Source organism: Mycobacterium shunyiense (genome assembly GCF_058270075.1).
The window spans coordinates 239,718-257,882 of sequence record NZ_JBZDPU010000005.1; the positions used below are offsets into that span (position 1 = coordinate 239,718).

Sequence of the window (18,165 nt, forward strand, 5' to 3'; positions counted from 1 at the left end):
TGTTCCGGACTTGCGGAGGTGCGATCAAGTGCTGTTCTCGGCATTGCCAGATGCGCAGGGGCTGTATGACCCCGCCAACGAGGCCGATTCCTGCGGCGTGGCCATGATCACCGACATTCAGGGCCGCCGCTCCCACGGCATCGTCACTGACGGGCTGATCGCCCTCGAGCACCTCGAACACCGAGGTGCCGCCGGGGCCGAGCCCAACAGTGGCGACGGCGCCGGCATCCTGCTGCAGCTGCCGGTCGAACTCCTGACTGAAGTGGTCGATTTCGCACTGCCGGCCTCTGCCGCCGACGGCAGCCACAGTTTCGCCGCGGGCATCTGTTTTCTGCCGCAGGATCAGGACGCGCGCGGTGCTGCCCGCGCCCGCATCGAAGCACTGGCCGCTGAGGAAGACCTTGAGGTTCTCGGCTGGCGCGAGGTGCCGGTGGATCCGGACGGCGCCGAGATCGGTTCGACGGCGTTGGGCTGCATGCCCCACATGGCACAGCTGTTCGTCGCGGCACCAGAGGTCGACGGCAACCGGCCGAGCGGTATCGAGCTGGACCGCAAGGTCTATCCGCTGCGCAAGCGTGCCGAACAGGGCCAGGGCGCCGATGCGGTGTACTTCGCGTCGTTGTCCAGCCGGACCATCGTGTACAAGGGCATGCTGACGACAATGCAGCTGCCGCAATACTTTCCGGATCTGCGGGACGAGCGTTGCATGAGCGCGATCGCCATCGTGCACAGTCGCTTCTCCACCAACACATTTCCGTCGTGGCCGTTGGCGCATCCGTTCCGCTTCGTCGCCCACAACGGCGAGATCAACACCGTGCGGGGTAACCGCAACCGCATGCATGCCCGGGAGGCGCTGCTGGCCAGCGCCCTGATTCCTGGTGATCTGAGCCGGTTGTCGCCGATCTGCAGCCCCGACGCCTCTGATTCGGCGTCCTTCGACGAGGTGCTTGAGCTGCTGCACCTGGGCGGGCGTAGTCTGCCGCACGCGGTGCTGATGATGATCCCGGAGGCGTGGCAGAACGCCACTACCATGGACGCCACGGAGCGCGCGTTCTGGAAGTTCCATGCTTCGCTGATGGAACCGTGGGATGGGCCGGCCTGCGTGACGTTCACCGACGGCACCGTGGTGGGGGCAGTACTGGACCGCAACGGTCTGCGGCCGGGACGCTGGTGGCGCACGGTCGATGACCGGGTAATCCTCGCCAGCGAGAGCGGTGTGCTCGACGTGCCGTCGGGCGAGATCGTCGCCAAGGGGCGCCTGCAGCCCGGCAAGATGTTCCTGGTCGACACCGCTGCGGGGCGCATCATCGGAGACGACGAGATCAAGGAGCAGTTGTCCGCCGCCGAACCCTACGGCGAGTGGCTGCATGCCGGGCTGCTCGATCTCGGTACGTTGCCCGAGCGGGCCCGGACTCAGCCGAATCACGACTCGGTGGTGCGCCGTCAGATCGCGTTCGGCTACACCGAGGAGGAGCTGCGGATCCTGCTGACTCCGATGGCGGCATCCGGCGGCGAGCCGCTCGGTTCGATGGGAACCGATACTCCCGTCGCGGTGCTCTCGAAGCGCTCACGGCTGCTCTACGACTACTTCGTCGAACTGTTCGCCCAGGTGACGAACCCACCGTTGGACGCCATCCGCGAGGAGGTGGTCACCTCGATGGCCCGCGTCATGGGGCCCGAGGAGAATCTGCTGGAGCCTTCGGCCGCGTCGTGTCGTCAAATCGTCTTGCGCTGGCCGGTTCTGGACAATGACGAGCTGAGCAAGATCGTCCACATCAACGACGACGGTGAGCATCCTGGCTTACGCACCGCCGTGCTGCGTGCGCTCTACGACGTCGAGCGCGGTGGGGAAGGTCTGGCCGAAGCGGTCGATGACCTGCGGTCGAGGGCGACCGAGGCGATTGCCAAAGGTGCCCGCACACTGGTGATCTCCGATCGCGATTCCGACCACACCCGGGCTCCCATCCCGTCGCTGCTCGCCGTTTCCGCGGTGCACCACCACCTGGTGCGTTCCAAGGAACGCACCAAAGTGGCGCTCGTGGTGGAAAGCGGTGACGCCCGCGAGGTCCATCACATCGCCATGCTCATCGGGTACGGCGCTGCCGCCGTCAACCCGTATCTGGCCTTCGAGTCGATCGACGACCTCATCCGCGAAGGCGAGCTCACCGGCATCGAAACAGCCACTGCCGTACGCAATTACGTCAAGGCGCTCGGCAAGGGCGTGGTGAAGGTGATGAGCAAGATGGGCATCTCCACGGTCGCGTCGTACACCGCCGCCCAGGTCTTCGAGGCGATCGGGCTGAGCCGTGATGTCGTCGACGACTACTTCACGGGAACCACCAGCCAGCTCGGCGGCGTCGGGCTGGATGTGCTGGCGGAGGAGGTCAAGCTTCGTCACCGGCGCGCCTATCCGGAGAACCCCACCGAGCGGGTGCACCGCCGGCTGGAGGTCGGGGGCGAGTACGCGTTCCGTCGGGAAGGTGAGCTGCATCTGTTCACCCCGGAAGTGGTGTTTCTGCTGCAGCATTCGACCCGGACCGGTCGGCGCGACATTTTCGCTCGCTACTCGGCGGAGGTCGATCGGCTGTCTCGCGAAGGCGGGACCCTGCGCGGGCTGTTCGAGTTCAAGCAGGGACTGCGGCCCCCGGTTCCGCTCGATGAGGTCGAACCGGTCGAGTCGATCGTGACCCGGTTCAACACCGGGGCGATGAGCTACGGCTCCATCTCAGCGGAGGCCCACGAGACCATGGCGATCGCCATGAACAACCTCGGCGGCCGATCCAACAGCGGTGAAGGTGGTGAGGACGTCGACCGACTGTACGATCCGCGCCGGCGCAGCGCCGTCAAGCAGGTGGCCTCGGGGCGTTTCGGCGTCACCAGCGACTATCTGGTGAACGCCACCGACATCCAGATCAAGATGGCTCAGGGCGCCAAACCTGGTGAGGGTGGCCAGCTTCCGGGTTACAAGGTGTATCCCAACATCGCCAAGACCCGGCACTCCACTCCCGGCGTGGGACTGATCTCGCCGCCGCCACACCACGACATCTACTCGATCGAGGACCTGGCCCAGCTCATCCACGATCTGAAGAACGCCAATGACCAGGCCCGGATCCACGTGAAGCTGGTAAGCAGCGTCGGCGTCGGCACGGTCGCGGCCGGGGTGTCGAAGGCGCACGCCGACGTCGTGTTGATATCCGGATATGACGGTGGAACGGGCGCGGCACCGTTGACCTCACTCAAGCATGCCGGGGCACCGTGGGAGATCGGTCTGGCCGACACCCAGCAGACGTTGGTGCTCAACGGTTTGCGTGATCGGATCACCGTGCAGTGCGACGGTGGCATGCGCAGCGCCCGCGATGTGATCGTGGCTGCACTGTTGGGCGCCGAGGAGTTCGGTTTTGCCACCGCGCCGCTGGTGGTGTCGGGCTGCATCATGATGCGGGTCTGTCACCTCGACACCTGCCCGGTCGGCGTGGCCACGCAGAACCCGGAACTGCGGGCACGGTTCAACGGCAAGCCCGAGTTCGTCGAGAACTTCTTCACCTTCATTGCCGAGGACATCCGCCGTTACCTGGCCGAGTTGGGATTCCGCAGTATCGACGAGGCCGTCGGCCATGCCGAGGTACTCGACACCGATCCCGGTGTGGCGCACTGGAAGAGCCGTGGGCTGGACCTCAGCCCGATCTTCGCGCTGCCGACGGATGCCGAGGGCGGCGCGCTTACTCAGCGGCTCCGGGTGCGCGACCAGGATCACGGACTCGAGCAGGCTCTCGATCAGACCCTCATCCAACTCGCCGAGGGCGCACTCGAAGATGCGCTGCCGGTTCGCCTGGAACTCCCGGTTCGCAACGTCAACCGCACAGTGGGTACTTTGCTCGGATCAGAGGTCACCCGACGCTACGGTGCGGCCGGATTGCCCGACAACACCATTCACGTCACCCTGACCGGGTCGGCCGGCCAGTCGATCGGGGCATTCCTGCCGCCGGGAGTCACACTCGATCTGATCGGTGATGCCAATGACTATGTGGGTAAAGGGCTTTCCGGCGGCCGGGTGATCGTGCGGCCACCCGACGATGTGCTGTTTCTGCCCGAGGACAACGTCGTCGCCGGGAACACTCTGCTGTACGGAGCCACCTCGGGTGAGGTGTTCTTGCGGGGCCGGGTCGGTGAGCGGTTCTGCGCGCGCAATTCCGGCGCCTTGGCCGTTGTCGAAGGTGTCGGAGACCATGCGTGTGAGTACATGACCGGCGGACGGGTGGTCATCCTGGGTAAGACCGGGCGCAACCTGGCTGCCGGCATGTCCGGTGGCATCGCCTTCGTGCTCGGTCTGGACCCGGCCCGGGTCAACACCGAAATGGTGCAGCTGCAGCAGTTGGAGGCCGAAGATCTGGCTTGGCTGCACGATGTGGTGGCCGCCCACGCTCGCCACACCGGCAGCACGCTGGCGTCCTCGATTCTGGCTGACTGGCCCAGGCGCAGTGCGCAATTCACCAAAGTAATGCCCACCGACTACCAGCGTGTCCTGCAGGCGACCCGGATGGCCAAGGCCGAGGGACGCGATGTAGACAGCGCGATCATGGAGGCCAGCCGTGGCTGATCCGACCGGATTTCTTCGTGTCCCCAAAATCGAGGCGGCCAAGCGCCCCGTCGAGGAGCGGGTGGGGGACTGGCGCGAGGTGTACGAGCGCGAGGATCCCAACGCGCGCGCCGGCGAGGTGTCGCAGCAGGCGCGGCGCTGTATGGATTGCGGGATCCCGTTCTGCCATTCCGGCAAGGCTGGCTGTCCGCTGGGCAACCTCATCCCGGAATGGAACGACCTGGTGCGGCGGGGACGTTGGGATGCGGCCAGTGATCGCCTGCACGCCACCAACAACTTTCCGGAGTTCACCGGACGGCTGTGCCCGGCGCCATGCGAGGCGGCCTGCGTGCTCTCGATCTCCGAGGAGCAGACCGGCGGCAGCGTGACGATCAAGCGCATCGAGCAGACGATCGCCGACCACGCCTGGATGAACGGCACCGTCGAACCCCAGCCCGCCGCGATCTCCACCGGCAAAAGCGTGGCAGTCGTCGGTTCGGGACCGGCAGGTTTGGCTGCGGCACAACAGCTCACGCGGGCCGGCCACGAGGTGACGGTGTATGAGCGTGACAACCGGGTGGGTGGGCTGCTGCGCTACGGGATCCCCGAGTACAAGCTCGAGAAGTCGGTGCTGAATCAGCGTCTGGCCCAGATGCGGGCCGAGGGCACCCGATTCGTCACCGAGTGCGAAGTGGGCGTCGATCTGACCGTCGAGCAGCTGCATCAGCGTCACCAGGCGGTGGTGCTGGCGGTCGGCGCGCTCCGGGGCCGAGACAACGACGTGCCCGGACGAGAGCTCGATGGCGTGCACCTGGCGATGGAGCATCTGGTGCCGGCCAACCGCGAGTGTGAAGGCGACTCGTCGTCGCCGATCTCGGCGGCGGGCAAGCACGTGGTGATCATCGGTGGCGGTGACACCGGCGCCGACTGCCTGGGTACCGCGCACCGTCAGGGTGCGGCGTCAGTGACGCAGCTCGACTACAACGCCGAGCCACCCGAGACCCGCGACGACGAACTCTCTCCCTGGCCGACGTGGCCGTTGGTGCTGCGGACCTCCCCGGCACACGCAGAAGGTGGCGCGCGTCGGTTCGAGGTGGCCGTGCAGCGTTTTCTAGGCGACGAAAACGGTCACGTGCGGGCCGTCGAGATTGCCGAGGTTCAGGTGACCCGCGACGCGGAAGGACGGCGCGAGATCACCCCGGTCGGCGAGTCGTTGCAGATTCCCTGCGACCTGGCGCTGTTGGCGATCGGGTTCGAAGGCGTCGAGCACATGGCGCTGCTCGACGGGCTGCACCTGAAACTGACCCGGCGCGGCACTGTGTCGTGCGGTTCGGATTGGCAGACCGACGCGCCCGGGGTGTTCGTTTGCGGCGATGCCCACCGGGGCGCCTCGCTGGTGGTGTGGGCCATCGCCGAGGGCCGCAGCGCGGCGCACGCGGTGGACGCCTACCTGATGGGTGAGTCGGATCTGCCGTCGCCGGTGAGGCCCGGCACCCTGCCTCTGGCCGTCATCTGAATCGATCAACGACTAAGCTGACATGACGTGAGCAGACGCGGAAAGATCGTTTGTACGCTTGGCCCGGCTACCAGCACTGATGAGACGGTGCGCGCGCTGGTCGAGGCCGGGATGGATGTCGCGCGGCTGAACTTCAGCCACGGTGACTACACCGACCACGAGGCCGCCTACAAGCGGATCCGGGCGGCATCGGATGCCACCGGCCACGCTGTGGGTGTGCTGGCTGACCTTCAGGGCCCCAAGATCAGGTTGGGTCGGTTCACAGACGGCCCGACCTACTGGGCGAACGGTGAATCGGTGCGGATCACCGTCGACGACTGCGAGGGCACGCACGACCGGGTGTCGACCACCTACAAGCGGTTGGCCGAGGACGCCCGGCCGGGGGATCGGGTCCTCGTCGACGACGGCAACGTCGGCCTGGTGGTCGACCAGATCGACGGCAACGACGTGATCTGCACGGTCACCGAGGGCGGCCCGGTCAGCAACAACAAGGGCATGTCGTTGCCCGGCATGAACGTGACGGCACCGGCGCTGTCCGAGAAGGACATCGAGGATCTCGAATTCGCGCTGCGCCTGGGCGTTGATCTCATCGCCCTGTCGTTCGTCCGGTCGCCTGCCGACATCGAACTCGTCCACGAGGTGATGGACCGGGTTGGCCGGCGCGTTCCGGTGATCGCGAAGCTGGAGAAGCCGGAGGCCGTCGAAAACCTCGAGGCCATCGTGCTGGCGTTCGACGCGATCATGGTCGCCCGCGGCGATCTCGGTGTCGAACTGCCGCTGGAAGAAGTGCCTCTGGTCCAGAAGCGCGCTATCCAGATGGCAAGGGAGAATGCCAAACCCGTCATCGTCGCCACCCAGATGTTGGAGTCGATGATCGAAAGCTCCCGGCCTACCCGCGCGGAGGCCTCTGACGTCGCCAACGCCGTGCTCGACGGCGCGGACGCGGTGATGTTGTCCGGCGAGACTTCTGTCGGCAAGTACCCGCTGGAGGCCGTCAAGACGATGGCCCGCATCATCAAGGCGGTCGAGGACAATTCGGTGAGCGTGCCGCCGCTGACGCACACCCCTCGCACCAAGCGCGGGGTCATCTCCTATGCGGCCCGCGATATCGGGGAGCGACTCGACGCCAAGGCGTTGGTCGCGTTCACCCAGTCCGGTGACACCGTGCGTCGCCTGGCCCGGCTGCACACCCCGCTTCCGGTGCTGGCGTTCACAGCGTTGCCCGAGGTCCGCAGCCAGTTGGCCCTGACCTGGGGCACCGAGACGTTCATCGTGGCGCAGATGAAGAGCACGGACGACATGATCCGCCAGGTCGACAAGTCGCTGCTGGATCTGGGTCGCTACAAGCGCGGTGAGCTGGTGGTCATCGTCGCGGGTGCTCCGCCGGGCACAGTAGGCTCCACGAATCTGATCCACGTGCACCGCATCGGGGAGGACGACGTCTAGCGGTCGCCTGCCGACCAGCGCCGCCAAAGATCTCGAAAGGCATTCCTTGACACACCCGGATTTCGAGGAGCTGCTGGCTGTTCTCGATCTGAATCGCGTCGATGACAACCTGTTCATCGGCTCGCATCCGAGCAAGAACCCGGTGCGCACCTTCGGCGGCCAGATGATCGCGCAGGCGTTTGTCGCCGGCGGGCGCACGCTGGAACACAAGCTCGCGCCGAGTGCGCTGAATGCGCACTTCATCGCCGGTGGCGATCCGGAAAAGGATCTGGAGTTCCATGTAGTGCGGCTGCGCGACGAGCGCCGGTTCGCCAACCGCCGGGTGGATGTCATGCAGGACGGGAACCTGCTGACCTCGGTGATGCTGTCTTACATGAACGCCGGCCGGGGGCTCGAGCACAGCGTGCCGGCTCCGGAGGTTCCGCATCCGGACACGCTGCCCAAGATCGATGAATTGCTGCGCGGCTATGAGAAAACGGTGCCGTTGTTCGTCGAGGCGTTACGCCCGATCGAATGGCGGTACACCAACGATCCGTCCTGGGTGATGCGGAAAAAGGGCGGCAAGCTCGAGCACAACCGGGTGTGGCTGAAGACGGAGGGCACCATGCCCTCCGATCCCGTACTGCACGGTGCGGCCCTGGTGTACTCCTCCGATACCACCGTGCTCGATTCGATCATCACCACGCATGGGTTGTCCTGGGGTTTTGACCGGATCTTCGCGGTGACGATGAACCACTCCGTGTGGTTTCACCGGCCGGTCAAGTTCGACGAGTGGGTGCTGTACTCGACCACGTCGCCGGTGGCGGCCGAATCCCGAGGCCTTGGCACCGGTCACTTTTTCGACGCAGCGGGCCATCTGGTCGCGACGGTGGTCCAGGAGGGAATCGTCAAGTACTTCCCCGGTGCCGCCACGACGTGAGTCGGTTCAGCGGGTAGAGGTCGGCGTGTCGCCGAAGGAATCCTCGATCCGCCGTTCGAACTCGTTCTCGCACCGCTGCTGTGCGACGGTGTCGTCGCCGGCCCGCTGCATGCAGTGCACGTAGTCCCGGCCACCGACATCGTCGAACCATCGTTGGCCGAAGTACACCCAGATTCCGACGAACACCAGAGACACCACACAGGCGATGGCGCCGAGCGCGACTCCGGCGGTGGCGACGCCACCATTGGTGGCCTCGCCGCGTTGGCTGCGCCCACGACCGAGAAATCCGAGGATCAGTGCGACGATGCCGAATATCAGTCCACCGATCACGGTCCATGTCAGCAGCAACGCGAAGATGGCCAGGATGAGCGCGGCGAGGCCGAGTCCGTTGGCGGGCCCACGCGGGCTGGGCTGCATCGGGTATCCGCCGTACGGCGGCGGGTACGGCCCGGGATACGCACCGGGGGGCGGCCCGTAGGGATATCCCGACGGAGGGGGAGGCCCGGTCGGCTGCGGCTCCTCCGACCCGGATGGGTTGGATCGCTCGTCGGTCATGTCTGCGAGGCTACCCGTCGGTGATGGTGCCCGGTTGCGGACAGCGGACGACGGGGCAGGCGAGCGTGTCCGGCAGATGGTGGGTGGCGACGACGACGGTCTGGTCTGGGGCGAACCAGTCACCCGGAGTGAGGATTTCGGTCAGGATCCGTTGGCTGTCGGCGGCGTCGAGGTTCTCGGTGGGCTCATCGAGCAGGACGACAGAGAAATCGGACACCAGCACTCGCGCCAGCAGCAACCGGCGTCGCTGACCGGCCGACAACGCGGTGTGACCGCCTTCGAGCACGGTCGACAAGCCATCGGGCAGGCCGTCCAACCATTCGGTGAGACCGACACGGTCGATCGCTGACAGCAATTCGGTGTCGGTGACATCCCCGCGGACCACGAGAAGGTTGTCCCGCACCGTGGTCTCGAAAATGTGTGCATCTTCGGCGAAAAACGCTGCACGTCCGGGTGTTTCATCGAGTCGCTCGGCCAGCGCCATCAACAGCGTCGTCTTTCCCGAGCCGCTCGGCCCGACGACGGCCAGTCGGCCCCCGTCGGGCAGGTCGACCGAAGGTGCCGTGGGACGTCGGCGGGCCAGGGGATCGCCCTCGGTGAGCTCGAGCAGACGGCGTGCGGCGATGCGGGACTTCGTGAGCCCGACGGCAGCGTCGGGCAGGGCGGTAGTGGCCTCGAAAGCCGACAAGGGCAACAACATCAGGATGGCCAAGGTGGTCGGCGCGGTCGTGGGGGCCAGTGCGATGCCTGCGATGACCGCACCCAGGACGCTGGCACCAATGGCGATGCTGGGCATCGCGGCGGCCAGCGCTGCCGGGGCGGCCGCGCGGTCAGCGGCGTGGCCCCAGTCGCGGTGGTGGCGCTCCGCGGTGGCGATGACATCGTCGAGGCGCCCGCTCACCCGCAACTCCGGCGCGTACTCCAGGGCCAACATCGTTGCGGAGTCGCGGTCACCACGGTGTTGGACGGCAACGGATTCCGCGGCGGCCACGGAGCGGGCGGTGAGTTCCGGGGCCACCACGCCGGCGATCAGCAGGCACAGCGTCAGCACCACCGCGGCGCCGGGGGAGATGAGCGCGATGACACCGACCGCCACCGCGCTGAGCACTGTGGCCACCACGATCGGCAGCACAGACCGCACTACGACGTCGGCCAGTTCATCGACGGAACTGCCGACCCGGGACACCAACTCCCCGCTCGGAAGCCGCATCGCGTCGTCGTCGGGGCCGGTTGCGAGCCTGCGGTACAAGCCGGTGCGGGCGTTGGCCGCCGACCTCAGTGCCGTGTCGTGGGCGGCCAGGCGCTGGCAGTAGCCGAGCACACCGCGGGAGATACCCAGCGCACGCACTGCGACGACGGCGACCGAGAGGTCCAGGATCGGGGGCATCTGCCAGGCCCTCGTGATCAACCACGCCGAGATGCCCGCCAGGGCCAGCGCGCTGCCCAGCGAGAGCACTCCGAGGCCGCCGGCCAGGATCAGCCGGCTCAGCCGGGGCCGCAGCAGGTCCAGTGTCAGTCGCAGCAGCGGATCACGTCGAAACATGCGCCGCACCAATCGTGATCACCTCGTCGCCGATCGCCACCACCGGATCCCGGTGGCCGACCACGACGACTGTGGCACCTGCGCGGGCCCGGGCGACGATCGCCTGCAACACCCGATGTTCCAGCGCGGAATCGAGGTGGGCGGTGGGCTCATCGAGAAGCAGCACCCGTGCCGAGGCCCCGAGTGCCCGGGCAAGGCCCAACCGCTGTCGTTGTCCCAGTGACAATCCGACTCCGGTGCGGCCGATCCTCGTCTCCAGTCCGTCGGGAAGGTCGTTCAGCACGTCGTCGAAGCCGGAATCGCGGCAGGCGCGGGCCAGGTCGGTCAGTGGTCCGAGCAGCTCAAGGTTTTCTCGGACCGTTCCCGGGATCAGCACGGGCCGGTGTGGCAGCCAGGCGATGCTGTGCCACCACGCCGTCATGTCCAGGTCACCGACATCCACTCCATCGATCCGCACGGGCCCGGACGGAAGCGTGGCCAAACCGAGAATGGCTTGTAGTGCAGTCGATTTTCCCGCTCCGTTGGGGCCGGTGAGCACGGTGACCCGGCCCGGCTCGATGGTTGGCCCCAGACCCTCCAACTCGATCGCCGGAGCGGCGTCCGCCACGCGCACCCCACCTTCGGCGGGTTGGTGCGTCTCGCAGAGCTTGAACGCTTGTTCCGCGGCGGTCTTACCGTCCTGGGCCGCGTGAAAGGCCGCGCCGACACGGCGCAGTGGCCAGAACACCTCGGGAGCCAGCAACAGGGCGGTCAGGCCCGCGGACAGGTCCATCTCGCCGTAGACCAGCCGTAGGCCGACGCTGACTGCCACCAGCGCCACGCCCAGGGTGGCCAGCAGTTCGAGCACCAATGAGGACAGGAACGCAATCCGTAGGGTTGCCATGGCCGAGCGTCGGTGCGCGGCAGCCAGTTCAGTGATGCGCTGGGCCGAGCCGGCGGCCCGGCCGACGGCGCGCAGGGTGGGGATCCCTGCCACGAGGTCGAGCAGTCGGGCCTGCAGGGTCGTCATCGCCGCCAGTGCGGCGGCCGACCGGTCGGCCGTGACGAGGCCGATGAGAATCATGAACACCGGGATGAGAGGCAGCGCGATCACCACGATCGCCGCGGACTGAAGGTCGTAACAGGCCATCACGATCACGGCCACCGGTGTCAGGACGGCGGCCTGGATCACCGCGGGCAGGTAGCCGCTCAAGTACGGTCGTAGACCATCCAGGCCGCGGGTCACCACTGCGGCTGCGGCATCGCGCTCGGCCGCCAATTGTCTTGGCGGGGCAGAGGTTACCGAGCGCAGCACCTGGCTGGACAATTCCCCGATCACCGCGGTGGCACCGCGCTGCGACAGCCGGCCCTGAAGCCAGTGTGCGGCCGCGCGCAGGATCCACAGCGCACACAGTGCCACCAGCGCACTGCCGTGGCCGGCCGCTGAACCGGGGTCGACGATGATGGCGGCCACGATGTGTGCCAGCACCACCGCTGCGGCGATGGTGCTGGCGCTTATGGTCACGCCGCAGATCACCGCCGCCAGCAGGTAGCGCCGTAACCCCGTCGTAGCGCCGGCGGCCCCGCGGATACCGAGCGCGCGCCAGAGATTCAGACCGACCGCCGAGACAGTCCGATGGGGGCGGGGATACGGTCTGCCGAAATCCGCTTGCGGAACACCCAGTAGGTCCAGCCCTGGTACACCAACACCAGAGGCAGCAGCGTCAACGACGCCCACGTCATGATCTTCAGGGTGTACGGGGTGGAGGAGCCGTTGTAGATGGTCACGCCCCACTCCGAGCTCAGCGTGGACGGCAGGAGGTACGGGTACATCGCACCGAACAGCAGGACGACGACGGCGGCCACGACCACCACGGTGGCGACGAAGGCCCAGCCTTCCCGCGACCGAGACCACATCAATGCCACCGAGATCAGCAGTGCGACCACCGCGACCGCCAGGGCCGCCCAGGTCCATGGCTTGCCGTGGGCCAGCTGTGTCCACAGACCGAAGCCGCCGGCCAGCAGGATCACGGGCAGGGTCAGTATCCGGGCGAACCGGAACGCGTCGTCGCGTATGGGGCCGGCGGTTTTCAATGCGATGAACACCGAACCGTAGAACGCGAACAGCGATGCGGTCGCGAGCCCGCCGAGCACCGTGTAGGCGTTGAGCACGTCGCCGACCCCGGCGTGCACCCGATGGTTGGCGTCAATCGGCAAGCCGCGCACCAGGATTGCGAAAGCGACACCCCACAGTATGGCGGGCAGCCACGATCCCACGGCGATGCCGAGGTCGGCGTATTTGCGCCACTTGGTGTCGTCGATCTTGCCGCGCCACTCGATGCCCACGATGCGCAGGATCATCCCGAACAGAATCGCCAGCAGCGGCAGGTACAGCGCGGAGAACAGCGTCGCATACCAGTTGGGGAATGCCGCGAACATGGCTGCGCCCGCGGTGATCAGCCACACCTCGTTGGCGTCCCACACCGGTCCGATGGTGTTCAGCACGGCTCGTCTGCGGCTTTCCGGATCGCCTTCGCCCGCGCTGCCGAGCGGGGCCATCAGCATCCCGACACCGAAGTCGAAGCCTTCCAGAACCACGAATCCGAGGAACAGGACGGCGATGAGTATGAACCAGAGTTCTTGGAGTCCCATCTGAGATCAGTCCTCTCAGTACGCGAAAGACAGCGGGGCGGATTCGTCCTCGTCTGGAGGCGTCGGCGGTGCCGGCTCGGAATCGTGTTCCTGTGGCCCCTCGGTCACATAGCGGCGCAGCAGCCAGAACCAGACGACCGCGAGCACGCCGTAGAGGAGGGTGAAGACCGCGAGTGAGAAGAACACCGTGCCGGCCGCATGGTCAGACACGCCCTGTTGCACCGTCAGCCGAACCATCTGGTCACCGGTCGGATTGGGGACCACCACCCAGGGCTGCCGGCCCATCTCGGTGAAGACCCAGCCGGCCGAATTGGCCAGGAACGGTGTGGGCAGGGTGATCAGCGCGAAGATGCCGTACCACCGTTGGTCGGGAAGCCGTCGGCGGCGGGTCAGCCACAGCGTCAGCAGGGCGAACGCCAGTGGCACCACCATGAGGCCGATCATCGCCCGGAACGACCAGTAGGTGACGAAGAGATTCGGCCGGTAATCGCCGGGCCCGAACCGTGATTCGTACTGTTTTTGGAGGTCGTTGACGCCCTCCAGGGTGACGCCGCTGAATTTGCCCTCGGCCAGGAAGGGCAGCACGTAGGGCACCTCGATCACGTGGGTCACGCTGGCGCAGTTGTTGTGTGTACCCACGGTCAGGACCGAGAAATCCGGGTCTGTCTGCGTGTCGCACAGGGATTCGGCCGAGGCCATCTTCATCGGCTGTTGCACGAACATCAACTTGCCTTGAATGTCACCGGTGAAGAAGATCACGGCGACTGCGGCCAGTGCCACGAGGCTGCCGAGAATCGTTGCGGGTCGGTACATTCCAGCGGAGTCGTTGGCGGCTGCGGCGTCGGATACCTCCGTGGACTCGGCAGCCGCCTTGTCGGCGTTTGTCCTCCGCCGATCACGCACCATCAGCCACGCACTCACGGCCGCGACGAAGGTGCCCGCGGTGAGCAGCGACCCGGCGACGACATGCAGGAACGCCCAGATAGCGGTGTTGTTGCTGAGCAGGGCGCCGAAGTCGATGAGCTCAGCCCGCCCGCTCTCCGGGTTGTACTTCGCCCCGACCGGGTGCTGCATGAACGAGTTGGCGGCGATGATGAAGAACGCCGACGCGTTGACCGCAAATGCGACCATCCAGATGCAGAACAAATGAACGGCACGCGGCAGTCGCGTCCAGCCGAAGATCCACAGGCCGATGAACGTGGACTCGACGAAGAACGCGACCAGGCCCTCGAAGGCCAGCGGTGCGCCGAAGATGTCGCCGACGAAACGCGAGTATTCGCTCCAGTTCATGCCGAACTGGAATTCCTGCACGATGCCGGTGGCCACACCGATCGCGAAGTTGATCAGAAACAGCTTGCCGAAGAATCGCGTGAGGCGATACCAGCTGTCGTTACCGGTGAACACCCATGCGGTTTGCATGACGGCGATCAACGGCGCCAACCCAATGGTCAGCGGTACGAATATGAAGTGGTAGACGGTGGTGATTCCGAACTGCCACCGCGATACGTCCAAAGCGTCCATCTGGCCCTACTTCCGAGGTCTCAGACCAATCTACGACGGAGTGTAGTAGAAGGTCGCGGGCCAGGCGCCGACCGTGACCGGTGTCTTACGTCACCGGAGGCGCCTGGTGTGAGATTGCCGCGTGGAGTTTCTTGGCCTCGCTACGGATTGCGAAGGCGGAGATCACTTCGAATACGCCGACGACGATGAGGATGATGCCGGTGACCTGAGCGAGGGCGACCAGCCCCTCCATGGGGGCGACGAACATGATGATGCCGGCGATCACGCTGATGATGCCGATGATGATCTCCCAGACCCGCCCGGGCAGCGAGGGATCGCCGATGGCCGACATCGTCGTTGCGACACCGCGGAAGATGAACCCGACACCGATCCAGATCGCCAGCAGTTCGAACGAATTCTGCAGGCTGACGAAACAGAGCACGGCCAGCACGAGTGCCGCGGCGCCACCGATGAACAGCAATACCCGCCCACCGACCGAGGACCGGATGCTGAACGCCAGGACGAGCTGCGAGATACCGGTGATCAACAGGTAGGCGGCGAAGAAGATCGCGGCAACCAGAATGGTGATCCCGGGCCAGACCAACGCCAGGACGCCGAGGATGACGGCGAGAATTCCCGAAACCAGCGTCGATTTCCACAGATGTGGCAACAAGCTTGGGGCAGCAGTGGTTTCCATGCAGGCAGTTTGACACAAACGTAGATGTAGATCGCGGTTTTTGCGTTACGGCTGTGGTGTCGCAGCCTGGTAGTTAAGGTTCCGTTACCGGCGCTGCATCCCCGGCCCGCGGCCGTTAACCTCTTCGTTTTGGAACAGCCCGACCGCAGCCGAAGACAGAGAAATGAGGCAACCGTGACAGTTGGATGTCGTCCCCGACGAAGCAAGATGTGGCGTTTCGCGGTGGTGGTCGCCGCCAGCGGCGCACTCGCGATGTCGGGCTGCGCGAACAACACCGAATCCGGTGGGTCGGAAACCAAATCGACGACGGCGGCAAAGGTTGAAAAAGTCGACTCGATCGCCAATTCGGTGCCCGAGCCGATCAAGTCGAGCGGCAAGCTGGTCATCGGGACGGACCCGACGTACCCGCCCAACGAATTCAAAGATCCCGCGGGCAAGATCATCGGCTTCGATGTCGACTTGATGAATGCGATCGCCGCCACTCTGGGCCTCACCCCGGAGTACCGGGCGTCCCTGTTCGACAAGATCATCCCGTCGGTGCAGGGCGGGAACTACAACGTCGGCATGTCGTCGTTCACCGACTCGAAGAAGCGTGAAGAGCAGGTTGACTTCGTGACCTACTTCAATGCGGGTTCATCGTGGGCGCAGAAGGTCGGTGCCGGGATCAACCCCGACGATGCCTGCGGTTTGAAGATCGCAGTGCAGACGGCAACGGTGCAGGACACCGAGGAAATGCCGGCCCGTAGCAAGAAGTGTGTCGACGCGGGCGAGCCCGCCATCAACGTCATCAAGTTCGACGACCAGACCGCCGCCACCAGCGCGGTGATGCTCGGCCAAGCCGACGCCATGTCGGCGGATTCGCCGGTGACGGCGTATGCGATCAAGCAGAGCAACGGGAAACTCGAAGCCGCAGGGGATATCTTCGACTCGGCTCCGTACGGCTGGGCGGTCCAGAAGGGTTCGCCGCTGGCAGCGTCGCTGCAACAGGCGCTTCAGCACCTGATCGACAACGGTGCGTACAAGCAGGTGGCCACGAACTGGGGCGCGGAGAAGGGGATGATCGAGAAGCCGGTCATCAACGGTGCGACCAGCTGAGCCGCCGATGAGTGATGAATCCTCGCCGGCCGCCATCGACGCCGTCCCGCTGAGACATCCATGGCGTTGGGTGGCGGCGATCCTCATCCTCGTCCTGATCGGGCTGTTCCTTTGGGGCGCTGCGACCAACGAGGCGTACGGGTGGGAGACGTACGGCAAGTACCTCTTCGATCAACGCATCTCGCAAGCTGCCTGGAACACGCTGCAACTGACCATCTATTCGATGATCCTGGCGCTCGTGCTGGGTGTGCTCCTCGCGGTGATGCGGTTGTCACCGAATCCGGTACTCAAAGCGGTGTCCTGGACCTACCTGTGGATCTTCCGCGGCACCCCGATCTATGTTCAGTTGGTGCTGTGGGGCCTGGTCCCGGTGATCTACAGGAACATTCAGATCGGCGTCCCGTTCGGCCCGAAGCTTTTCGAGTTCACTCTGTCTGACCCGAATGTGTTCTGGCTGGCGGTTCTCGGCCTGGGTCTCAACGAGGCCGCGTATATGGCGGAGATCATCCGGGCGGGCATCAACTCAGTGCCCGAAGGGCAGACGGAAGCCTCGGTGGCGCTTGGCATGTCATGGACCATGACGATGCGACGTACGGTGCTTCCCCAGGCCATGCGGGTCATCATCCCGCCGACCGGCAACGAGTTCATCAGCATGCTGAAGACGACCTCGCTGGTCACCGCGATCCCGTACAGCTTCGAGTTGTACGGCCGCTCAAAAGATATCGGCGTGGATCTGTTTCAGCCGGTCCCGCTGCTGCTGGTGGCGTCCACCTGGTATCTGGCGATCACCAGCATTCTGATGGTCGGGCAGTACTACCTCGAGCGGCACTACGCACGTGGTGCGTCGCGCAAGTTGACCTCCAAGCAGCTGCAGGCCCTGGCCAACGCCCAGATGGGAGAGCCACATCCATGACCGCCGCAGCCGAACCGATGGTGCGGGCCGAGAGTGTCTGCAAGAACTTCGGTGCCCTGCACGTCCTGAAGGGCGTCACGTTGGACGTCAGCAGGGGTGAGGTGTTGTGCATGGTCGGGCCGTCGGGCTCGGGCAAGTCGACGTTCCTGCGGTGTATCAACCATCTCGAGCAGGTCAACGCGGGCCGCCTCTACGTCGACGGGGAGCTGATCGGGTATCGCGAACGGGGCGGCAAGCTGCACGAGATGGCTCCGCGGGACGCCGCCCGGCAGCGCCGGGACATCGGCATGGTGTTCCAGCACTTCAACCTGTTCCCGCACCGCACTGCCTTGGAGAACATCATCGAGGCGCCCATGCGCGTCAAGCGGGTGAAGAAGGACGCCGCGCTGGCCCGCGCCAAGGATCTGCTCGACCAGGTGGGTTTGGCCGCCAAGGCCGACGCTTATCCCGCACAGCTGTCTGGTGGGCAGCAGCAGCGGGTGGCCATTGCCCGGGCGCTGGCGATGAATCCGAAGCTGATGCTGTTCGACGAGCCAACCTCGGCGCTGGATCCCGAGCTCGTCGGGGAGGTCCTGGCGGTGATCAAGAAACTTGCCGGCGAGGGCATGACCATGGTCGTGGTCACGCACGAGATGGGTTTCGCCCGTGAGGTCGCCGACAAGTTGGTGTTCATGGACGGCGGCGTCATCGTGGAGAGCGGAAATCCCCGCGAGGTGATGGCCAACCCCAAACATGAACGCACAAAGGAGTTTCTGTCGAAGGTGATGTAGCGTC

13 protein-coding genes are annotated in these 18,165 nt (G+C 65.6%); 7 read left to right on the top strand and 6 right to left on the bottom strand.

Features of this window, described 5'->3' with window-relative positions; all coding sequences use genetic code 11:
• Nucleotides 1-28 precede the first annotated feature (28 nt).
• Genes gltB through AC4ELH_RS03645 form a run of 4 tightly spaced genes read left to right on the top strand, consistent with a single transcriptional unit; the run spans nucleotide 29 to nucleotide 8,457 of the window.
• Nucleotides 29-4,597, top strand: a complete 4,569-nt coding sequence (gltB, locus tag AC4ELH_RS03630; protein ID WP_498883264.1) for a glutamate synthase large subunit — start codon at nucleotides 29-31, stop codon at nucleotides 4,595-4,597.
• On the top strand, nucleotides 4,590-6,092 hold the full coding sequence (locus AC4ELH_RS03635) for a glutamate synthase subunit beta (protein ID WP_448447275.1): 1,503 nt from the start codon (nucleotides 4,590-4,592) through the stop codon (nucleotides 6,090-6,092). The genes gltB and AC4ELH_RS03635 overlap by 8 nt, the downstream gene beginning before the upstream one ends.
• A 27-nt stretch (nucleotides 6,093-6,119) precedes the next feature.
• Nucleotides 6,120-7,538, top strand: coding sequence for a pyruvate kinase (gene pyk / locus AC4ELH_RS03640; RefSeq protein WP_064887230.1), 1,419 nt, complete (start codon nucleotides 6,120-6,122; stop codon nucleotides 7,536-7,538).
• Between the two features lie 46 nt (nucleotides 7,539-7,584).
• Nucleotides 7,585-8,457 carry an acyl-CoA thioesterase II gene (locus tag AC4ELH_RS03645; protein ID WP_064887231.1) on the top strand — a complete coding sequence of 291 codons (873 nt, stop codon included), beginning with the start codon at nucleotides 7,585-7,587 and terminating at the stop codon, nucleotides 8,455-8,457.
• 6 nt (nucleotides 8,458-8,463) lie between these two features.
• Here AC4ELH_RS03645 and AC4ELH_RS03650 read toward each other — a convergent pair whose 3' ends face one another.
• From AC4ELH_RS03650 to AC4ELH_RS03675, 6 genes are all read right to left on the bottom strand, one after another.
• Nucleotides 8,464-9,012: a DUF4190 domain-containing protein gene (locus AC4ELH_RS03650; RefSeq protein WP_448447278.1), complete on the bottom strand. Its 549-nt coding sequence runs from the start codon at nucleotides 9,010-9,012 to the stop codon at nucleotides 8,464-8,466.
• 10 nt (nucleotides 9,013-9,022) lie between these two features.
• Nucleotides 9,023-10,555: an ATP-binding cassette domain-containing protein gene (locus AC4ELH_RS03655; RefSeq protein ID WP_498883265.1), complete on the bottom strand. Its 1,533-nt coding sequence runs from the start codon at nucleotides 10,553-10,555 to the stop codon at nucleotides 9,023-9,025.
• Complete coding sequence (gene cydD, locus AC4ELH_RS03660; RefSeq protein WP_448447450.1) at nucleotides 10,542-12,125, bottom strand: thiol reductant ABC exporter subunit CydD; 1,584 nt, start codon at nucleotides 12,123-12,125, stop codon at nucleotides 10,542-10,544. The genes AC4ELH_RS03655 and cydD overlap by 14 nt, the downstream gene beginning before the upstream one ends.
• 20 nt (nucleotides 12,126-12,145) lie before the next feature.
• Entirely contained in the window at nucleotides 12,146-13,186 is a 1,041-nt protein-coding gene (gene cydB, locus AC4ELH_RS03665; protein ID WP_064887233.1) for a cytochrome d ubiquinol oxidase subunit II, read from the bottom strand.
• Between the two features lie 15 nt (nucleotides 13,187-13,201).
• Nucleotides 13,202-14,707, bottom strand: coding sequence for a cytochrome ubiquinol oxidase subunit I (locus AC4ELH_RS03670; protein ID WP_448447282.1), 1,506 nt, complete (start codon nucleotides 14,705-14,707; stop codon nucleotides 13,202-13,204).
• 85 nt (nucleotides 14,708-14,792) lie between these two features.
• Nucleotides 14,793-15,383, bottom strand: a complete 591-nt coding sequence (locus tag AC4ELH_RS03675; protein WP_064887235.1) for an HdeD family acid-resistance protein — start codon at nucleotides 15,381-15,383, stop codon at nucleotides 14,793-14,795.
• A 207-nt stretch (nucleotides 15,384-15,590) separates the two neighbouring features.
• Between AC4ELH_RS03675 and AC4ELH_RS03680 the strand changes: the two genes are divergently transcribed.
• Genes AC4ELH_RS03680 through AC4ELH_RS03690 form a run of 3 tightly spaced genes read left to right on the top strand, consistent with a single transcriptional unit; the run spans nucleotide 15,591 to nucleotide 18,161 of the window.
• A complete protein-coding gene (locus AC4ELH_RS03680; protein ID WP_448447285.1) occupies nucleotides 15,591-16,478 on the top strand; it encodes an ABC transporter substrate-binding protein in 888 nt (295 codons plus the stop codon).
• 7 nt (nucleotides 16,479-16,485) lie between these two features.
• Nucleotides 16,486-17,391 (top strand): amino acid ABC transporter permease, encoded by a 906-nt coding sequence (locus AC4ELH_RS03685; protein ID WP_064887237.1) that lies wholly within the window; start codon nucleotides 16,486-16,488, stop codon nucleotides 17,389-17,391.
• A gap of 17 nt (nucleotides 17,392-17,408) precedes the next feature.
• Entirely contained in the window at nucleotides 17,409-18,161 is a 753-nt protein-coding gene (locus AC4ELH_RS03690) for an amino acid ABC transporter ATP-binding protein (RefSeq protein ID WP_064887265.1), read from the top strand.
• Nucleotides 18,162-18,165: the final 4 nt, after the last annotated feature.

Coding starts and splice junctions, on each gene's coding strand:
- AC4ELH_RS03675 (WP_064887235.1), bottom strand. CDS start 15,383: ATGGAAACCACTGCTGCCCCAAGCTTGTTGCCACATCTGTGGAAATCG.
- AC4ELH_RS03655 (WP_498883265.1), bottom strand. CDS start 10,555: ATGTTTCGACGTGATCCGCTGCTGCGACTGACACTGGACCTGCTGCGG.
- cydB (WP_064887233.1), bottom strand. CDS start 13,186: ATGGGACTCCAAGAACTCTGGTTCATACTCATCGCCGTCCTGTTCCTC.
- AC4ELH_RS03650 (WP_448447278.1), bottom strand. CDS start 9,012: ATGACCGACGAGCGATCCAACCCATCCGGGTCGGAGGAGCCGCAGCCG.
- AC4ELH_RS03680 (WP_448447285.1), top strand. CDS start 15,591: ATGTGGCGTTTCGCGGTGGTGGTCGCCGCCAGCGGCGCACTCGCGATG.
- AC4ELH_RS03690 (WP_064887265.1), top strand. CDS start 17,409: ATGGTGCGGGCCGAGAGTGTCTGCAAGAACTTCGGTGCCCTGCACGTC.
- AC4ELH_RS03685 (WP_064887237.1), top strand. CDS start 16,486: ATGAGTGATGAATCCTCGCCGGCCGCCATCGACGCCGTCCCGCTGAGA.
- AC4ELH_RS03670 (WP_448447282.1), bottom strand. CDS start 14,707: ATGGACGCTTTGGACGTATCGCGGTGGCAGTTCGGAATCACCACCGTC.